The sequence below is a fragment of the Allopusillimonas ginsengisoli genome (assembly GCF_004153455.1).
GTDB lineage: Bacteria > Pseudomonadota > Gammaproteobacteria > Burkholderiales > Burkholderiaceae_B > Allopusillimonas > Allopusillimonas ginsengisoli.
Window position 1 is genome coordinate 16,183 of the sequence record NZ_SDQE01000018.1, and the last position, 18,564, is coordinate 34,746.

Sequence of the window (18,564 nt, forward strand, 5' to 3'; positions counted from 1 at the left end):
CCGCCGGGCGCGGGCACACTCACGTGCCCGGCCGATGATGGCTATTGCGCTGTGCATCCGATTTTAGAAAGGTCTATTCACATGTCAGAGTCAGAAAAACCCATGCTGCGCAGTCGCAGGTGGTTCGACAATCCAGCCGATCCCGGCATGACGGCGTTGTACATCGAACGCTACATGAATTACGGCATCACCCGAGAGGAGCTGCAATCGGGCAAGCCTATTATCGGCATTGCACAGACCGGCTCAGATCTGTCGCCTTGCAACCGCCACCATCTTGAACTGGCGTCGCGAGTACGCGATGGCATTCGCGATATGGGCGGCATCCCGCTTGAGTTCCCCGTACACCCCATTCAGGAAACCGGAAAACGTCCGACCGCTGCGCTGGACCGTAATCTGGCTTATCTTGGCCTGGTCGAAGTGTTGCATGGCTATCCGCTGGACGGGGTCGTGCTGACGACAGGATGTGACAAGACGACACCAGCCTGTCTCATGGCGGCGGCCACCGTCAATATTCCGGCCATTGTCTTGTCTGGCGGGCCGATGCTGGACGGATGGTGGCGCGGCAAGCTGGCCGGCTCGGGCACTGTTGTTTGGGATGCGCGCAAGCGATTGGCGGCGGGTGAAATCGGTTATGAAGAATTCATGAGCAATGTGGCGTCGTCAGCGCCGTCGACAGGTCATTGCAACACCATGGGCACCGCGCTGTCGATGAATTCCCTGGCTGAGGCGCTGGGCATGTCTTTGCCCGGCTGCGCGGCAATTCCGGCACCATACCGCGAGCGCGGCTGGATGGCGTATGAAACCGGCCGGCGCATTGTGGGGATGGTGCACGAAAATCTTCGGCCTTCAGACATCATGACCAAGCAGGCGTTCGAAAATGCGGTTGTCGCCGCAGCAGCGCTGGGCGGCTCTTCCAACTGCCCGATCCACATGATCGCCATCGCGCGGCACATGGGGGTGGATCACACCCTGGACGACTGGCAGCGTCTGGGGCCCTCGATCCCTTTGCTTGTCGACTGCCAGCCGGCAGGCCGCTTTCTTGGCGAAGCATTTCACCGCGCGGGTGGCGTTCCCGCGGTAATGAAGGAGTTGCTGGATGCCGGAAAGCTGAATGGCGACGCCATGACGGTTACGGGTAAAACCCTGGCGGAAAATCTGCGGAATACAGGCCAGCCCGACCGGGAAGTCATTCGCGCATGGGATCAGCCTCTCAAAGCGGATGCCGGCTATATCGTATTGAGCGGCAACTTGTTCGACAATGCCGTCATCAAGACAAGCGTGATCGACGAAGCCTTCCGCAAGCGGTTTCTGTCCGACCCGGAACGCCCCAATGTTATGGAGCTGAAGGCCATTGTGTTCGAAGGGCCCGAAGATTATCACGACCGGATCGAAAACCCTGATCTGGGCGTCGATGAGCACAGCCTGCTGGTCATCCGCAACGCGGGCCCGGTAGGATATCCGGGTGGCGCCGAAGTCGTGAACATGCAGCCACCGGCAGCGCTGATGGCGCGCGGTATAGATACGTTGCCCACAATGGGCGATGGCCGGCAGAGCGGTACATCCGCCAGCCCGTCCATTCTCAATGTGTCGCCAGAGGCGGCCGTGGGTGGTGGCCTGGCCTTGCTGCAAACCGGCGATAGGGTACGCATCGACCTGAACGAGCGTCGCGTCGACGTACTGATTCCCGATGAAGAGCTGGCCCGGCGCAAGGCAGCATGGACGCCGCCCGATCTCAAGAACCAGACGCCCTGGGAGGAAATCTATCGCGGTATGGTGGGCCAGCATGGCACAGGCGGCTGTCTGGAAGCTGCCACCAAGTATATTAAGATCATTGAGCAGCGCGGAGAATCGCGCAACAATCACTAAATCCGGTCGTCGTCGGCCCGGCACAGACGGTGCCGCCGATTATCCCGGTTTTCCACTCGCATCAGAATTGGATACACATGCTCTCTTCAATTCATCACTCTGCGCGGCGGGTATTGCCGCAGGATGGCCTGGACGCCTTTCGGGCGCATTTTGGCGACAGATTCATTACATCGGAAGCCGTGAGGCAACACCATGGCACGGACGAGTCACCCTATCCCGTCTGCCCGCCAGAGGCCGTGATATTTCCCCGGGATATTGACGATGTGGTGGCAGCGGTGAAACTGTGCAATCAATACAGCGTGCCCATCATCCCGTTTGGTATTGGCTCCTCGCTCGAAGGCCATGTACTTCCGATAGAAGGCGGTATCACCCTCGATTTTGCGGAAATGAACAAAGTCCTGGCCATCAATGCCGAAGACTTCACCGTGACTGTCCAGCCGGGCGTCATCCGCACGCAGTTGAACGATGAAATCCGGCATACAGGTCTGTTTTTCCCCATTGATCCGGGTGCGCACGCGAGCATAGGCGGCATGGCGGCTACCCGCGCGTCTGGCACGAACGCCGTGCGCTATGGCACGATGCGCGAAAACGTGGTGTCGCTCAAGGTCGTTACGGCTAATGGCGAGGTTATCCGCACCAGCAGCCGTGCCCGCAAGTCATCGGCCGGCTATGATCTGACCCGGCTGTTTGTGGGAAGCGAAGGCACGCTGGGCATTATTGTCGAGGTTACGGTGCGGGTGTATCCCCAGCCGGAAGCGGTTACCGCGGCCATCTGTAACTTTCCTTCGCTATCTGCCGCCGTGCAGTCCGTGATCGAGATCATGCAGAGTGGCGTGGCGATTGCCCGGGTTGAATTCATGGACCAGCGTACCGTTGCGGCGGTCAACCGATACAGCAAGCTGGGGCTGAAAGAAACGCCGTTACTACTGTTCGAATTTCATGGCAGCCAAACAGGCGTGCAGGAACAGGCGGAAGTCGTACAGGAAATCGCCCGTGACAACGGAGGCATGGATTTTGAATGGGCCGAACGCCCCGAGGATCGCACGCGTTTGTGGACGGCGCGCCATAATTCGCATTATTCCGGTCTGCAGCTCAGGCCTGGCTCTCGCAGCGTGGCCACCGACGTGTGTGTGCCGATCTCCCGGCTTGCGGAGTGCGTCACACAAACCGCGGCTGATCTCGAAGGCATGCCTTTTCCGTACACGATTGTCGGGCATGTGGGCGACGGCAACTTTCACGTGCAGATGCTGATAGACCCGGACAGCGAAGACGAGTGGGAAAAATCCGAGCAGATCAATCGCCGTCTGGTCAGCCGCGCCATACAGATGGATGGCACGTGCTCGGGCGAGCATGGCGTGGGCATTCACAAGATGGCGTTTCTGAAGGAGGAGCATGGGGAAGCCGCGCTCCAACTCATGCGGCTTGTCAAACACGCCTACGATCCCAACAATATCTTCAACCCGGGCAAGTTGGTGTCTTGGCAGGCGTAAGGGGAAACAGCGCGGCCAGGATGATATGCGCTCCGCTCACTGATAGGCCGAACGAATTGAAGAATGCAGGTACCCGAAATAATGGAACATTCAGCAGATAAGAACAGCGTCGTGAATATGTCCGCCCAGCACGCGCAGACTGGCTCGGGCAGCGGTGAGGACCATCTTGACGCGGTGCAGATAGATGCGCGCTACAAAGGCTACCCGACTGCTGCCGAGCCGTGCGCAATCTCGAACATTGCAAAGCAAAGCTGGAATCTCTATCGAGACGACCTTCCTTATCCCGTCGCCGTTCTGAAGGAAGACGCGTTGAGCCACAACCTTGCCTGGATGCAGGCCTATGCGGCGCAACACGGTGTCGATATTGCGCCACACGGAAAAACCACAATGTCGCCGCAGATTTTCCGCCGTCAACTCGCTGCCGGCGCGTGGGGTTTGACGTTCGCCACGGTTTTTCAGGTGCAAGCAGGGGTGCGGGCCGGTGCGCGGCGCATCATCATTGCCAATCAGGTGTTGGCGCGTGCAGATCTGGATGCGCTCGCCGCAATACTGGCGCGCCATGAAGACCTGACCATCTGGTTTTTGATCGATTCGGTGGCGCAAATCGACTGCATTGAAGCCTGGGCGGCAAGCAGCAAGGCCTCTGTGACGTTCGACTGTCTGCTTGAGGTCGGTGCGGCGGATCAGCGTACAGGGTGCAGAACGCGCGAGCATGCACTCGCCGTCGCGCAGCGGGCCAAGTCCTGCCCAGTGCTTCGCCTCGGTGGCATAGCGTGCTATGAAGGCGGACTCGCTCATTGCGAGCTTGAGAACGACCGTGAACGCGTTGGCGCCTTCATGGACATCGTGCGCGATATCGCGATGGCACTGGATGAGGCAGGATTGTTCGTTGCGCCTGAGATTATCGTCAGCGCAGGTGGTTCTGCGGTGTTTGACCTTGTTCTCCCGGCGATGGCGGTGAAGCTGTCTCGCGCGGTGCGGGGCGTGTTGCGCTCGGGTTGCTACATTACGCACGACCATGGCTTCTATCGCCACATGCTGCATAACGTGGAGCAGCGCCAGGGCCTGGACGCCAGCTTGCGACCGGCCCTGGAAGTCTGGTCCATGGTCCAGTCCACCCCTCAGCCCGGCTTGGCGATTTTGACCTGCGGTAAACGGGATATTTCCTTTGACCTGGCCTTGCCTGTCGTTGTCAGCCATGTGCCACGCGGGTGTTTGTCGGGGGCGCCTGCGCCGCAAGGCTGGCTTATTGACGCCCTGAATGACCAGCATGCTTATCTGCGGTACGATCCCGACGGGGCGGCGCCCGAGGTAGGCGATCGTGTTGTGCTTGGCATGTCGCATCCTTGCACCACCTTCGACAAATGGGCCTGGCTGCCGGTCGTCGATGGGCAGGGAAATGTCGTGGATGCCGTCACGACCTGTTTCTAAGAGGTGGGAATGGCATCGCGCTCCTTGAGGAGCCTGCCAGGCTTCCGAACACGGGCGCGTACGCCTTGCGCTGCGAAGCTGCTTTCACGGGGAAGGCATTGCTGGATACTTGTCGACCTGTCAGCCGGTTCAGACGGCCAGGGCACGAACCGGTGACGCGTTCCTGTTAGCACGAATACCAGTATAAATGCTCGTCTTGTCCTGGGAAATGATACTGGCATAATAGTTCGCATACAGGGTAAACAGGGGTGTTGTCACCGTTTGTCTGCCCGCGAACCCACCTTTGGCTATCCAGGAATCCATCATGCCCCAAACCTTGTACGATAAACTCTGGCGCGCGCACGTCGTGCACCAGGAGTCAGACGGCACCTGTTTGCTGTATATAGACCGCCATCTGGTGCACGAGGTCACCAGTCCGCAGGCCTTTGAAGGGCTGGCGCTTGCGGATCGCAAGCCATGGCGCGTCAGCGCCAATCTCGCCGTGGCGGATCACAACGTGCCCACCACGGCGCGCAACGAAGGCATTACCGATCCGATATCGCGCCTGCAGGTTGATACGCTCGACGACAACTGCGAAAAATACGGCATTACCGAGTTTCGCATGAACGACAAGCGCCAGGGCATCGTGCACATCATTGGGCCTGAGCAAGGCGCAACCCTGCCTGGCATGACGGTCGTCTGCGGTGATTCCCATACCAGCACGCACGGCGCGGTGGGCACGCTGGCCTTTGGCATTGGCACGTCCGAGGTCGAGCATGTGCTGGCTACGCAAACGCTGCTCATGAAAAAGAACAAGAATATGCTCATACGGGTCGAAGGCAAGTTGCCCGCTGGCTGCACGGCCAAGGACGTCGTGCTGCATATCATCGGCAAGATCGGTACGGCAGGCGGCACGGGCCATGCCATCGAATTTGCCGGCAGCACCATACGCGAACTGTCTGTCGAAGGCCGGATGACCGTCTGCAATATGGCGATTGAAGCCGGAGCGCGTTCAGGCATGGTTGCGGTAGACCAGAAAACCATCGACTACTTCCGTGGGCGTCCTTATGCGCCTACCGGCGTGCTATGGGATCAGGCTGTGCAGTATTGGCGCACGCTGCACTCAGACGAGGGCGCAAGCTTTGATCGTGTCGTCGACATCGATGCACGCGAAATCGTGCCGCAGGTTTCCTGGGGCACCTCGCCCGAAATGGTGCTGCCCGTCGACGCTCGCGTACCCGATCCCGACAAAGAAAAAGACGACGTACGCCGCAGCGGCATGGAGCGCGCGCTGCAATACATGGGGCTCAAACCGAATACGCCGATTACCGATATTCGCATTGATCGGGTCTTTATCGGATCCTGTACCAATGCCCGTATCGAAGACTTGCGGGCTGCGGCGGTGGTCGCGCGCGGAAAGCGCGTTGCCTCGTCCGTCAAGCAGGCGATGGTGGTGCCTGGCTCCGGGTTGGTCAAGGCTCAGGCCGAGAAAGAAGGGCTGGACAAAATCTTTACCGAGGCGGGCTTCGAATGGCGCGAGCCGGGTTGTTCGATGTGTCTGGCGATGAACGCCGATCGTCTCGAGCCCGGCGAACGTTGCGCCTCAACGTCCAATCGCAACTTTGAAGGGCGTCAGGGCCAGGGAGGGCGTACCCATCTGGTCAGCCCGGCGATGGCGGCCGCTGCGGCCATCGCAGGCCATTTTGTCGATGTACGCAATTTAGGATAGGACGCATCATGCAAGCATTTACCCAACACACCGGCCTGGTCGCACCGCTTGATCGCGAAAACGTCGATACCGACCTCATCATCCCCAAACAGTTTCTGAAGTCCATCAAGCGTACAGGCTTCGGCCCCAATCTGTTCGACGAATTGCGTTATCTGGACCATGGCGAACCCGGCATGGACAACAGCAAGCGTCCGCTCAATCCGGATTTTGTGCTCAATCAGCCGCGCTACGACGGGGCGTCCATTTTACTGGCGCGCAAGAATTTCGGCTGTGGTTCAAGCCGTGAACATGCGCCCTGGGCGCTGACGCAATATGGCTTCAGAGCCATTATTGCGCCGTCCTATGCCGATATTTTCTTTAACAACAGCTTCAAGAACGGCCTGCTGCCGATTATCCTGCCCGAATTGCAGGTAGCGCGCCTGTTTGACGAGGTCAAGGCCTTTCCGGGCTACAAGCTGACCGTTGATCTCGAGCGTCAAGTGGTGCTTGCCCCGGACGGCCGGGAGCTTGCTTTTGACATCGAGCCGTTCCGCAAGCATTTGCTGCTCAATGGCCTGGATGATATCGCGCTGACGCTGCAGAAGGCAGACATGATCCGGGCGTTCGAGGCCGAGCGTCTGGCCCGTCATCCCTGGCTGGAGTCCCGGCCCATCGCCTGACACGGCCCAACCAGCCCGCGCCATCCGGTGCGCAAGCCGGACGGGCTGTGAAGTTGCCCGCCCGATACTCTCTTTATACCTATCTGGATACGTTTAATGACTCACAAAATCGCAGTGTTGCCTGGCGACGGCATCGGCATAGAAATCACTGAGCAGGCCCAGCGCGTGCTGAGCGCGCTCGGCCTGGCACTGGAAATGGAATCCGCGCCAGTGGGTGGTGCCGCCTATGATGCGCTCGGCCATCCTTTGCCGCCTTCCACGCTGGCACTGGCCAAGGCGTCCGATGCCGTGCTGTTTGGCGCTGTGGGCGACTGGAAATACGACAGTCTTGAGCGCGCATTGCGTCCCGAGCAGGCCATTCTCGGGCTGCGCAAAGCCTTGGGGCTATTTGCCAATCTGCGTCCCGCCATTCTTTATCCCCAACTCGCCAACGCGTCGTCGCTCAAGCCTGAAATCGTGGCGGGCCTGGACATACTGATCGTGCGCGAATTGACCGGCGACATCTATTTTGGACAGCCGCGCGGCGTGCGTACAGTCGAGGAAGGAGCGTTCAAGGGCGAGCGCCAGGGCTTTGACACCATGCACTATGCCGAGTCCGAGGTGGGTCGCATTGCTCATGTGGCGTTTCAGGCCGCCAGCAAGCGCAAAAAACGTCTGTGCAGTGTCGATAAGGCCAACGTGCTTGAAACATCCCAATTCTGGCGCGACATCATGATCGAAGTGGCCAAGGAATATCCGGAGGTCGAACTCAGCCATATGTATATCGATAACGCAGCCATGCAACTGGTTCGCGCTCCCAAGGCGTTCGATGTGGTGGTCACCGGCAACCTGTTCGGCGATATTCTGTCAGACGAAGCCGCTATGCTCACCGGGTCTATCGGCATGCTGCCCTCGGCTTCCTTGAACGCGTCGAATCAAGGGCTTTACGAGCCCAGCCACGGGTCAGCGCCCGATATCGCCGGCAAAAACATGGCAAATCCGCTGGCAACCATACTGTCGGCCGCCATGCTGTTGCGTTATTCCCTCAACGAGGCCGCCCAGGCCGATCGCGTAGAAGCCGCTGTACAGGCTGTTCTTGAGCAAGGATTGCGCACTGCGGACATCTACGAAGAGGGCACAGTCAAGGTTTCTACCAGCGAAATGGGCGATGCGGTGCTCAAGGCTTTACACTAGAATGATATTTCTGAATAGTTTTTACGAGTGACAGTTACATGAGCCAAGCAGTGGGTTTGGTCGGCTGGCGCGGCATGGTGGGTTCCGTCCTCATGCAGCGTATGCGCGACGAAGGCGATTTTTCTCTTTTTCAGCCAGTATTCTTTTCCACCAGCAACGCCGGTGGTAAAGCGCCTGCCTGGGCAGACGGTGCGGACACGCTGCTGGATGCCTACGACATCGGCGCGCTCAAGAAGCTGCCTATCATCGTTACGGCTCAGGGGGGAGACTACACAACCGCAGTCTATCCCAAGCTGCGTGCCGAAGGCTGGGATGGCATCTGGATCGATGCGGCCAGCTCGCTGCGGATGGCAGATGACGCCATTATTGTGCTGGATCCAGTCAATCGACCGGTCATTGATGCAGCCCTGAACCGGGGCGTCAAGAATTTCATTGGCGGCAATTGCACGGTCAGTTGCATGCTGATGGGCCTGGCCGGGCTGTTCAATCAGGATGTTGTCGAATGGATGACGAGCATGACCTACCAGGCGGCCTCGGGCGGGGGGGCGCAGCACATGCGCGAACTGCTCACCCAGTTCGGTGAGCTCAACAGCGCGGTCAAGCCATTGCTCGACGACCCGGCCTCCGCCATTCTGGAGATCGACCGGGGCGTGCTTCAGGCCCAACAGGATCCGGCCCTGCCGGCAGGGCATTTTGGCGTGCCGCTGGGCGGCAACCTGATCCCCTGGATCGACAAGGATCTCGGAAACGGCGTTTCCCGAGAAGAGTGGAAGGCCGAAGCCGAAACCAACAAGATTCTGGGTCGGGGCGCAGGCTTTGGCACGCCCGCCACACCGATCGATGGTTTGTGCGTGCGCATTGGCGCCATGCGTTGCCATAGCCAGGCGCTCACAATCAAACTCAACCGAGATGTGCCGCTGGATGAAATCAGCGATATGCTGCGCGAAGGTTCAAAGTGGGCCAAAGTGATCCCCAACGAGCGCGATCCCAGCATGCAGGAGCTCACGCCCGTCGCCGTAACCGGCACGCTGGACATTCCCGTCGGCCGTTTGCGCAAGATGTCGATGGGTAAAGATTATCTCAGCGCCTTTACGGTGGGCGACCAGCTCCTGTGGGGCGCTGCCGAGCCACTGCGCCGCATGCTGCGAATTTCCTTGGGCGAACTCTAAAAATTATGGTCAGGTACGGGTCCACGTCGCCATCTAACTCACCGTCTATCGCATCGGTATGCAACGTCAAACCGTGGATTGTCGCGTTGTCGGCGGCACTTGCGTGTCAGGTTTCGATGGCCGCGACGCTAGGGCATTCCAGGCTGGTGTCGGCTCTGGGTCAACCCTTGCGCATAGACGTTCAGGTTGCAGGCCTGGCGCCTGCCGACGTCGGCAAGCTTGCCGCCAGTCCCGCGCCGCAGTCAGACTGGCTCGCGGCAGGCCTGGTACCTCCCGTGGACCTTGCCAGTCTCAAGCTGAGCGTGGCCGACGGCTATACCCGCGGCAGCAAAATCATACAGGTGCGCTCCAGCCAGGCGTTCGACAAGCCGGTGGCCGACCTGCTGCTGGATGTCAGCACGCCGTCGGGGCAGCAGCGATATCAGGTCAGTCTGCTCACGCGCAGCCAGTCCGCCGCACCTCAGCCAGTTTCGGGCGCAGACGTGGGCGGCGGGGCCGGCGGGCAGGGGGGCTACACCGCCAAAGTCGCCGATGCGCCATCCATTCGGGTGCGCCGCGGCGACAATATGTTCAAGATTGCCTACAAACATGCAGTCAAGGACGTCACCGTCTACCAGATGATGATGGCGCTTCAACGCGCCAATCCGCAAGCTTTTATTGAAGAGAACATCAATCTCGTCAAGGCTGGCGCTACGCTCAAAATGCCAGATATGGCCGCGCTGACGGCCATATCAGATCGAGAAGCCAGGCGGCTCTTCCAGGAGCAGGCGCAAGCCTTTGCGCTCTATCGGCAGCGGCTGGCCGCGGGCGTCGGCGCTGTAGGCGACAAGGATGCGGCAGCGTCCGGCGTGGTTTCTGCGGGCGGCGAAGGGCCTCTGGCCGACGACGCTGACAAGGGCCCGCGCGATCAACTGCGGCTGTCGGAAAAGGCCGAAGACGGAAATGCAGACGACAATGCCGCCACCCGGGCCAATATCGACGAATCCGTCCAGCGCGTCTCTCAGCTCGAAGAAAATGTCCAGCATCTTAACGAGGCCTTGCAAGCGCAGGGTGGTGCGGCGAGCAGCCTGCTGATGGAAGGCGCCCGGACGCTGTCCGAAACTTTGACCGCATCCGCGAACTCTACCAGCACGGCGGCAGAGGCTGAAGGCGGCAACCAGGTCAATGACCCGGCGGCGGTCCGTTCGAATGGCCGTCCAGGCCAGCCCAACGCCGCTGCCGATCATGCTGGTGCGAACGGGGTGTCAGGTCAAGCGCCTGCCGCTGCGTCAAGCGCAGGCGGGGGCGTCGGCGATGGCGCTGGGTCTGGTGGTACAGCGGGTGATGGCACTGCTGGTGGCGCTGCTGCTAGTGGTTCTGCTTCTGGTGGTGCTGCTTCTGGTGGCACTGCATCTGGTGGAAAAGCATCTGATGGAACTGCAGCGGGTGGAACTGCAGCGGGTGGAACTGCAGCGGGTGGAACTGCAGCGGGTGGAACTGCAGCGGGTGGAACTGCAGCGGGTGGAACTGCAGCGGGTGCCGGACCCGCGACTGCAGCGCCAGGCGCCGCGCCGCGTGACGCTGCTGCCAGCGACGCTGCGCCGGGCGCTGCGAATAACGGTAGTGCAGCAGGCAATGATGCGCCGTCCGCCGCGACCAGCACCGATGCCGTCAACGGCCAGGCTGGCAGCTCAGAAGGTCGTGCAGGCTCCTCAAATGGCAATGCAGCGGCTGCTGCAGCAGGGGGGGCGGGCCCGGGTGTCGGGTCGGATGATCGCACGTCGTCTGCAAGCGGACAGGGCGCAGATGGTTCCACCGCATCCTCTTCAAACTCCGCAGGCGCAGAAGGCTCGGCGACGGCGCCAGACGAAAACTCTACTAAGGCAGGGCAAACCGTGTCGTGGTTCCAAGAAAATGCGCTGGGTGTGATTACCGGCATTCTGGCGCTTATTGTGCTCATCATCGCGTGGCTGCTGCGTCGAGTTAATGCGGCGCGCAGCGATGGGCGAGACGGTGTCATTACCGAAGCTATGGTTCAAGAAAAACTGGATCAGATCAATCTGGATCTGGAAGGGCCCGGCGACCCTACGCGCACCCCGCGCCAATAGGTTCTCATGGCGCGTGTTGCCCTGGGCCTTGCATACGACGGCAGTCCCTGGCTGGGATGGCAAACCCAGCCAGGCGGCCGCACTGTGCAGGACACGCTGGAGTCGGCACTGTCCCGGTTCCTGGCTCGCCCGGCGTCCACGATTTGCGCAGGGCGCACCGATACAGGTGTTCACGCCTTTACTCAGGTCGTGCACTTGGACACCGATGTTGTCCGGCGGCCAGAATCCTGGGTCAGAGGGCTTAATGCTCTCTTGCCAGACAGTATTGCGATCCAATGGGCGCAGCCGGTATCGGATGAATTCCATGCCAGGTTCTCCGCAACGGCGCGTACCTATATCTATGTCATCCGAAATGCCCGCGTGCGCTCTCCTATGTCCCATGGCAAGGTCGGATGGGTGTATCACGCCCTGCAGCTGGACCGCATGCGCAATGCCGCGCAGCGTGTCGTCGGCAAGCATGATTTCAGCAGCTTTCGGTCGTCCGAATGCCAGGCAGCCAGTCCCGTGCGCGAGCTTGCCGCGCTCGATGTTGAGCAATGCGGCGAATATTTCTTTTTCAGGTTTACCGCAAACGCTTTTCTGCATCACATGGTGCGCAATCTAATGGGTGCACTGGTGTATGTCGGCCAGGGCAAGAAAGACGCGGAATGGATGGACGAATTGCTGGCTGCGCGTGATCGGTGCCGCGCCGCCCCGACGTTCTCACCCCATGGCCTGTATTTGGCCCACGTTCAATACCCGGTGCAGTTCGGGCTTCCCATTGCGCAGGCGGGCGCCGCCCTGGCCGCTCATACGGGCATGACTGGCCATTTTGGCTCTGTGTGACGTCCTTAATGCATGTAGGGGCAGATACCGACAGCGCGGCCACTGTGAATCGGATAGAATCTGGAAGTTTTGGCTTGATGCATATTGGCTAACCCGGCCAAGCATGACAGGCCAATCGTCAGCCTGCGTGTGTCACCCGCCACAGGTTTCTGCTGTCCTTCCGAGTGGGGCTCATGAAATTTCTCTTTTCTTTGTCCAGAATAATTGACTACATCAATACTAAAGTCGGGCAATCCGTCATCTGGCTGACGCTGGTCGTTGTGCTGGTAAGCGCTATCAACGCCGTCGTGCGCAAAGTCTTCAGCGTCAGTTCCAATGCATGGCTGGAACTTCAGTGGTATCTGTTTGGCGCGATTTTTCTGCTGGCTGCCGGCTATACCTTTCTGCGCAACGAACATGTTCGGGTGGACGTTCTGTCCCAAATGCTCTCAAAGCGCACACAGATCAAGATCGAAATCTTCGGGGTTATCTTCTTTCTGTTGCCGGCCTGCTGCCTGATATTCTGGCTGTCGTTGCCCTTCTTTTACGAGTCGTTCGTACTGCATGAGCAATCGTCCAATACCGGCGGGCTGACGCGCTGGCCCGTCAAGATTCTGATCCCTATCGGATTCTTTCTGCTTATTCTGGCGGGCGTATCCCATCTCATCAAATGCATTGGATATTTGCGAGGCATGTGTCCCGACCCAACGGCCAGGCCGGAAGGTAAAACCGCCGAGCAGGAACTGGCCGACGAAATCGCGCGCCAGGCAGCGCTGGAAGATAACGCGGGGCACGAAACACTGCACCAGAACAATATCGATACACAGGGCAGGGATCGCTGATCATGGAGTTTTTTATCGACAACCTGGCGCCGATCATGTTCATCAACCTGATCGTGTTCCTGCTGCTGGGTTTTCCCGTGGCATTTTCACTCGCAGCCAATGGCATTCTGTACGGTCTGGTGGCCATTGAGCTTGGCCTGATGCAGCCGGCGCTGTTCCAGGCGTTGCCGCAGCGTGTCTTCGGTATCGTGTCGAACGACACCTTGCTGGCGGTGCCGTTTTTCACGTTGATGGGGCTTATTCTTGAGCGGTCAGGCATGGCCGAGGATCTGCTCGAAACCGTTGGCCAGCTGTTCGGGCCGATTCGAGGCGGCCTCGCCATCGCCGTCGTGGTGGTTGGCGCGATGCTGGCAGCCACCACAGGGGTGGTTTCCGCTTCGGTCATCTCGATGGGGCTTATTTCCCTGCCCATCATGCTGCGCTACGGCTATGACCGCAGGCTGGCAACCGGCGTCATTGCAGCGTCGGGTACCTTGTCGCAGATCATTCCGCCATCTCTCGTGCTCATCATCCTGGCCGATCAGCTCGGCCGTTCCATCGGGGACATGTACCGTGGCGCGATGTTGCCAGGCCTCTTGCTGGCGGGTTCGTATATCGCTTACGTGGTCCTGATGTCGTTCATCAAGCCTACGTATGCCCCTGCGCTGCCACCCGAGGCTCGCCTGTATGACGAAGACAATGGCCGGCGCGGCCTGAGGTCCTTGTTCGCGTTGACGCTTGTGGCGGCGATCGTGGCCTATTTTGCCACACAGCACTATTTCCGCGCGCATACTCAGGTACCCGTGGATGAGCGTGTTGTCATCAGTCTGGTGGCCTGGGGCATTACCGCCCTGGCGATTGCGCTCATCAACCGCATATTTCGCCTGAAACTGCTCTCGCCAATTGCCGAGCGCGTGGTGTTTGTCATGATCCCGCCGCTGGCGCTCATTTTTCTGGTGCTGGGCACGATTTTCATCGGCGTGGCAACGCCCACGGAAGGCGGTGCAATGGGGGCTGTGGGCGCATTGATCATGGCCGTTTCTCGCGGGCGGTTTTCATGGTCGCTATTGCGGCAAGCCATGGAAACCACCACCAAGCTGTCGTGTTTCGTCGTATTCATTCTGGTGGGTTCCACAGTATTCAGCCTGAGTTTCCGGGGCATCAACGGCGATTTGTGGGTAGAGGAACTACTGATTGGCTTACCCGGAGGCGAGTGGGGCTTTCTGATCGTCGTCAGTCTGCTTACTTTTTTCCTGGCATTCTTTCTGGACTTTTTTGAACTCGCCTTCATCATCGTTCCGCTGCTGGGGCCCGTTGCGGACAAGATGGGCATAGACTTGATCTGGTTCGGAGTGCTGCTGGCAGTCAATATGCAAACGTCGTTCATGCACCCGCCTTTCGGATTTGCCTTGTTCTATTTGAGATCGGTGGCGCCGCGCGAAGACTACCGGGATCGCATTACGAACAAACTGATTCCCAAGGTCACCACAGGCCAGATTTACTGGGGATCAGTGCCTTTCATCATGATCCAGATCCTCATGGTGGCGGCAGTGATGGTGTTTCCCGGAATGGTGACACACTACAAGCATGGCGAGAGCCTGGTTGACCCTTCCACTGTCGACTTCGGCAGCGGTGCAAACTATGGCACAGGCATTTATGGTGATTCGGACAATGATGCGGGTGCCGCCTTTCAGTAGGAATAGCAATGCAAAGTGAGTTGTCTGCGCGTACTCGTGTCAAGGTATGCGGCCTGACTCGCCTGCAGGATGTCGATGCCGCCGTGCGGGCAGGCGTAGATGCGGTAGGCCTGGTGCTCTATCCGGGCAGCAAGCGGGCGGTCAGCCTGGCGCAGGCACGTGATCTGCGCAAGGCTGTGCCTGCTTTTGTCAGTGTTGTGGCGTTATTTGTGAATCCCGCGTCGCAAGACGTGGAGGCAGTATTGGAGCACGTCGCGCCAGACATACTCCAATTCCATGGCGACGAGACACCCGGGTTTTGCGCCGGGTTCGGCCACCGGTATATGCGGGCGTTCAGGATAGGCGCACCAGGGCTCGCCACGGCTGATGAAGTGCTGGCAGCTTGTCGCCGCTACGATTCCGCGTGCGCCTGGCTGTTCGATAGCTTTAGCGAAGGTTACGGTGGCAGCGGGCAAGCCCTGGATATCAACTTGCTTGAGCAAGTGCGTAAAGCGCAAGACAGCCGTGCGCTGGTGCTGGCTGGCGGCCTGCGCGCCGAGACCGTCCACGCATCCATTGCACGTGTTCGGCCGTACGCCGTCGATGTCAGCAGTGGCGTCGAAGTCAAGCCAGGGATCAAGTCAGCCGAAAAAATGGCGGCGTTCATGCGCGCGGTACGCGGCGAGCTCCCGGCGCCTTGACGTTGTGCCATCGACGCTTCGTGGCTGCCTTGCTCCGGATCTCCCATTTGCAGGGTAGGGCCGTGTTGCGCTTGGTTTTGCCACCGGATGCGCATGTTGCTTGCCGACACTTGATGTCTATCTGCGGCGCAATAACTGCTGCCATGTCCCCATGGCCAAACGCATACCCATGCCCCGAAATGAGGAAGAGCCTACATTGAACGTGTCTGACAGCTATGGCAAGTGATTGGGGCACAAAAAAACCCGCAAACGCTTATGTGATGCGGGTTATGGGCAGTAATGGACATCTTGTCGATGTCTTGGGAAACGAGGTCTTGGTAGGCAGTACTGGATTCGAACCAGCGACCTCTACGATGTCAACGTAGCGCTCTAACCAACTGAGCTAACCGCCTGAAGAAAGAACGCAATTCTAACCCGGATATTTTTACCTTGTCAAACCGCAGGCACAGGCCCGGATCGATGGCATAGGTGGGCATAGCGAGCCAACATTTACCACGATGAGTGCGCAAAATCTATCCAGGCAACGTCACCGGCGTCATCCTTGCGGCTTTGCGCGAAGTGTTCACGAGTTGTACTCAGGCTTATTCACATGCTGTGTGAATAAGTTTGCTGCGCGCGTCCGTCCTGCAAAAAGGAAAAAGGCCTGATCGCGCCGCGGCTATGAAGCCTCGTTCACGCTATTTGGTCATCACGGATCACGCTTAGCGGGTTGCGGCCCGGCAGGCCGACGATGCGCAAAAACTGGCGATATCTGTCCTGATAAGTGGCCGTAAGGGCTTTTTCGCAACATTGCGCCTGGTTTTCGGCCTGGATATGAACGAATCTGTCGGCCAGTGACGGTGATTTCACCCGTGGGTGTTACACTAAGGAACGAATGTTATATATACCTTTTTCTCCATGAGCACAAACACTACGCGAACTACGACACGGCACCCATGATTGCCGCCGCGTACTGTTTTGTCTGCCTGCTAGCAAAACCAATTTACCGATGACGCGGCCAGGGCCGCGTTTTTGTTTTTTCAGGATGTTTTATGGTTCAGATTACCTTGCCCGATGGCTCGCTGCGCGAGTATCCAGGCCCCGTTTCCGTTAGCGACGTTGCCCACTCCATAGGCACCGGGCTCGGTCGCGCTGCCTTGGCGGGAAGGGTGACGCAGGATGGCGCTGAGCCCCGGTTGGTGGATACCAGCTTCGTCATCGACCGTGACGCTCAGCTGGCTATTGTTACGGCCAAGGATGCCGATGGCCTGGACCTTATTCGTCACTCCACGGCTCACCTGTTGGCCTACGCGGTCAAATCGCTGTTTCCGGATGCGCAGGTCACCATTGGCCCCGTCATCGACAATGGCTTTTACTACGATTTTTCCTATAAACGTCCTTTCACGCCCGACGATCTGGCTGCCATCGAACGGAAAATGGCGGAGCTCGCCAAGAAGGACGAAATCGTTACGCGTGAAGAATGGCTGCGCGACGACGCAGTCAAGTATTTTGAAGGGATCGGCGAGCATTACAAGGCGGAGATCATTGCTTCGATTCCCTCCAACGAGCCCATCAGCCTGTATCGCGAAGGCGATTTCATCGATCTGTGCCGTGGCCCACACGTTCCGTCCACGGGCAAACTGAAGGTCTTCAAGTTGATGAAGGTGGCTGGCGCCTATTGGCGCGGTGACAGCAACAACGAGATGCTGCAGCGCATCTATGGCACCGCCTGGGCCACCAAGGAAGAGCAGGCGGCTTACCTGCACATGCTGGAAGAGGCCGAGAAGCGAGACCACCGCAAGCTGGGTCGTGAACTCGATTTGTTCCACTTTCAGGATGAGGCGCCAGGCTTGATTTTCTGGCATCCCAAGGGATGGACGCTGTGGCAGCAGGTCGAGCAATACATGCGCCGTGTCTATCAGGACAATGGCTACGAAGAGGTCAAGGCGCCGCAGATACTGGATCTTTCCCTCTGGAAGAAAACCGGCCACTGGGATAATTACGCCGAAAACATGTTCACGACCGATTCCGAGAACAGGGTTTATGGCCTGAAGCCCATGAACTGTCCCGGGCATGTGCAGATTTTCAACAGCAACCTGCATTCGTATCGCGAACTGCCGGTGCGTTACGGAGAGTTCGGCCAGTGTCACCGCAACGAGCCCTCGGGTTCGCTGCACGGAATGATGCGTGTGCGCGGTTTCACGCAAGACGACGGCCATATTTTTTGCACAGAGGATCAGCTCCAGGAAGAGTGCGCGGCTTTTACGGCGCTATTGCAGAAAGTCTATGCGGATTTCGGTTTCGACCAGATACTGTATAAGGTAGCCACGCGGCCTGAAAAGCGGATCGGCGCTGACGATGTCTGGGACAAGGCTGAAAAGGCCTTGATGGACAGCCTGGATCACACCGGCTGTGAATACGAAATTTCGCCAGGCGAGGGCGCCTTCTACGGCCCCAAAATTGAATACACACTCACGGATGCCATTGGCCGTCACTGGCAGTGCGGCACTATTCAGGTGGATTTTTCCATGCCGCAGCGTTTGGGCGCCGAGTATGTTGACGCAAGTGACCAGCGTCGCACCCCTGTCATGCTGCATCGTGCCATACTGGGTTCGCTTGAGCGGTTTATCGGCATGCTCATCGAGAATCACGCTGGCGCCATGCCTGCATGGCTTGCGCCGCAGCATGCCGTGGTGTGCTGCATTTCAGAAGCGTCTGCAGAATATGCCTCTCAAGTTGCCCTAAGCCTGAAAAAACAAGGGTTTAGAGTTGATTCTGATTTGCGTGGTGAAAAAATCACCCGTAAAATTCGTGAACATAGCATGCAGAAGTTGCCATATATATTGGTGGTAGGCGAAAAAGAGCGCGAATCCGGCAATGTGGCAGTACGTGGCCGTGGCGGGCTGGATTTGGGCGTCATGCCTCTTGACCAGTTTTCGGCACGCCTGAAGAACGAAATCGATAACAGGCTGAGCAGCGGCGAAGCTGCTTCCGCCTGAC

General features: G+C 58.8%; 13 protein-coding genes and 1 tRNA gene. 13 read left to right on the forward strand and 1 reads right to left on the reverse strand.

Going from position 1 to position 18,564, the window contains the following annotated elements:
• The first annotated feature begins 81 nt into the window (after positions 1-81).
• From ERE07_RS20415 to ERE07_RS20470, 12 genes are all read left to right on the forward strand, one after another.
• Positions 82-1,866 carry an IlvD/Edd family dehydratase gene (locus ERE07_RS20415; protein ID WP_130010873.1) on the forward strand — a complete coding sequence of 595 codons (1,785 nt, stop codon included), beginning with the start codon at positions 82-84 and terminating at the stop codon, positions 1,864-1,866.
• Between the two features lie 77 nt (positions 1,867-1,943).
• Entirely contained in the window at positions 1,944-3,356 is a 1,413-nt protein-coding gene (locus tag ERE07_RS20420) for an FAD-binding oxidoreductase (RefSeq protein ID WP_130010874.1), read from the forward strand.
• Between the two features lie 81 nt (positions 3,357-3,437).
• Positions 3,438-4,787, forward strand: coding sequence for an amino acid deaminase (locus tag ERE07_RS20425; RefSeq protein WP_245153814.1), 1,350 nt, complete (start codon positions 3,438-3,440; stop codon positions 4,785-4,787).
• Positions 4,788-5,091: 304 nt separating this feature from the next.
• On the forward strand, positions 5,092-6,495 hold the full coding sequence (gene leuC, locus ERE07_RS20430; RefSeq protein ID WP_130010875.1) for a 3-isopropylmalate dehydratase large subunit: 1,404 nt from the start codon (positions 5,092-5,094) through the stop codon (positions 6,493-6,495).
• An 8-nt stretch (positions 6,496-6,503) separates the two neighbouring features.
• Positions 6,504-7,154 carry a 3-isopropylmalate dehydratase small subunit gene (gene leuD / locus ERE07_RS20435; protein WP_130010876.1) on the forward strand — a complete coding sequence of 217 codons (651 nt, stop codon included), beginning with the start codon at positions 6,504-6,506 and terminating at the stop codon, positions 7,152-7,154.
• 96 nt (positions 7,155-7,250) lie between these two features.
• Positions 7,251-8,327, forward strand: coding sequence for a 3-isopropylmalate dehydrogenase (leuB, locus tag ERE07_RS20440; RefSeq protein ID WP_130010877.1), 1,077 nt, complete (start codon positions 7,251-7,253; stop codon positions 8,325-8,327).
• Between the two features lie 38 nt (positions 8,328-8,365).
• Positions 8,366-9,496, forward strand: a complete 1,131-nt coding sequence (gene asd / locus ERE07_RS20445; RefSeq protein ID WP_130010878.1) for an aspartate-semialdehyde dehydrogenase — start codon at positions 8,366-8,368, stop codon at positions 9,494-9,496.
• A gap of 116 nt (positions 9,497-9,612) precedes the next feature.
• Complete coding sequence (locus tag ERE07_RS20450; protein WP_167671036.1) at positions 9,613-11,583, forward strand: type IV pilus assembly protein FimV; 1,971 nt, start codon at positions 9,613-9,615, stop codon at positions 11,581-11,583.
• 6 nt (positions 11,584-11,589) lie between these two features.
• Positions 11,590-12,408: a tRNA pseudouridine(38-40) synthase TruA gene (gene truA / locus ERE07_RS20455; protein WP_130010880.1), complete on the forward strand. Its 819-nt coding sequence runs from the start codon at positions 11,590-11,592 to the stop codon at positions 12,406-12,408.
• A gap of 173 nt (positions 12,409-12,581) precedes the next feature.
• On the forward strand, positions 12,582-13,229 hold the full coding sequence (locus ERE07_RS20460; RefSeq protein WP_130010881.1) for a TRAP transporter small permease subunit: 648 nt from the start codon (positions 12,582-12,584) through the stop codon (positions 13,227-13,229).
• 2 nt (positions 13,230-13,231) lie between these two features.
• Complete coding sequence (locus ERE07_RS20465; RefSeq protein WP_130010882.1) at positions 13,232-14,905, forward strand: TRAP transporter large permease; 1,674 nt, start codon at positions 13,232-13,234, stop codon at positions 14,903-14,905.
• 8 nt (positions 14,906-14,913) lie between these two features.
• Positions 14,914-15,585, forward strand: a complete 672-nt coding sequence (locus ERE07_RS20470; RefSeq protein WP_130010883.1) for a phosphoribosylanthranilate isomerase — start codon at positions 14,914-14,916, stop codon at positions 15,583-15,585.
• 315 nt (positions 15,586-15,900) lie between these two features.
• On the opposite strand, the gene ERE07_RS20475 is transcribed toward ERE07_RS20470, so the two are convergent.
• Positions 15,901-15,977, reverse strand: a tRNA-Val gene (locus tag ERE07_RS20475).
• Positions 15,978-16,616: 639 nt separating this feature from the next.
• Here ERE07_RS20475 and thrS point away from each other — a divergent pair.
• Positions 16,617-18,563, forward strand: a complete 1,947-nt coding sequence (gene thrS, locus ERE07_RS20480; protein WP_130010884.1) for a threonine--tRNA ligase — start codon at positions 16,617-16,619, stop codon at positions 18,561-18,563.
• Position 18,564 lies beyond the last annotated feature (1 nt).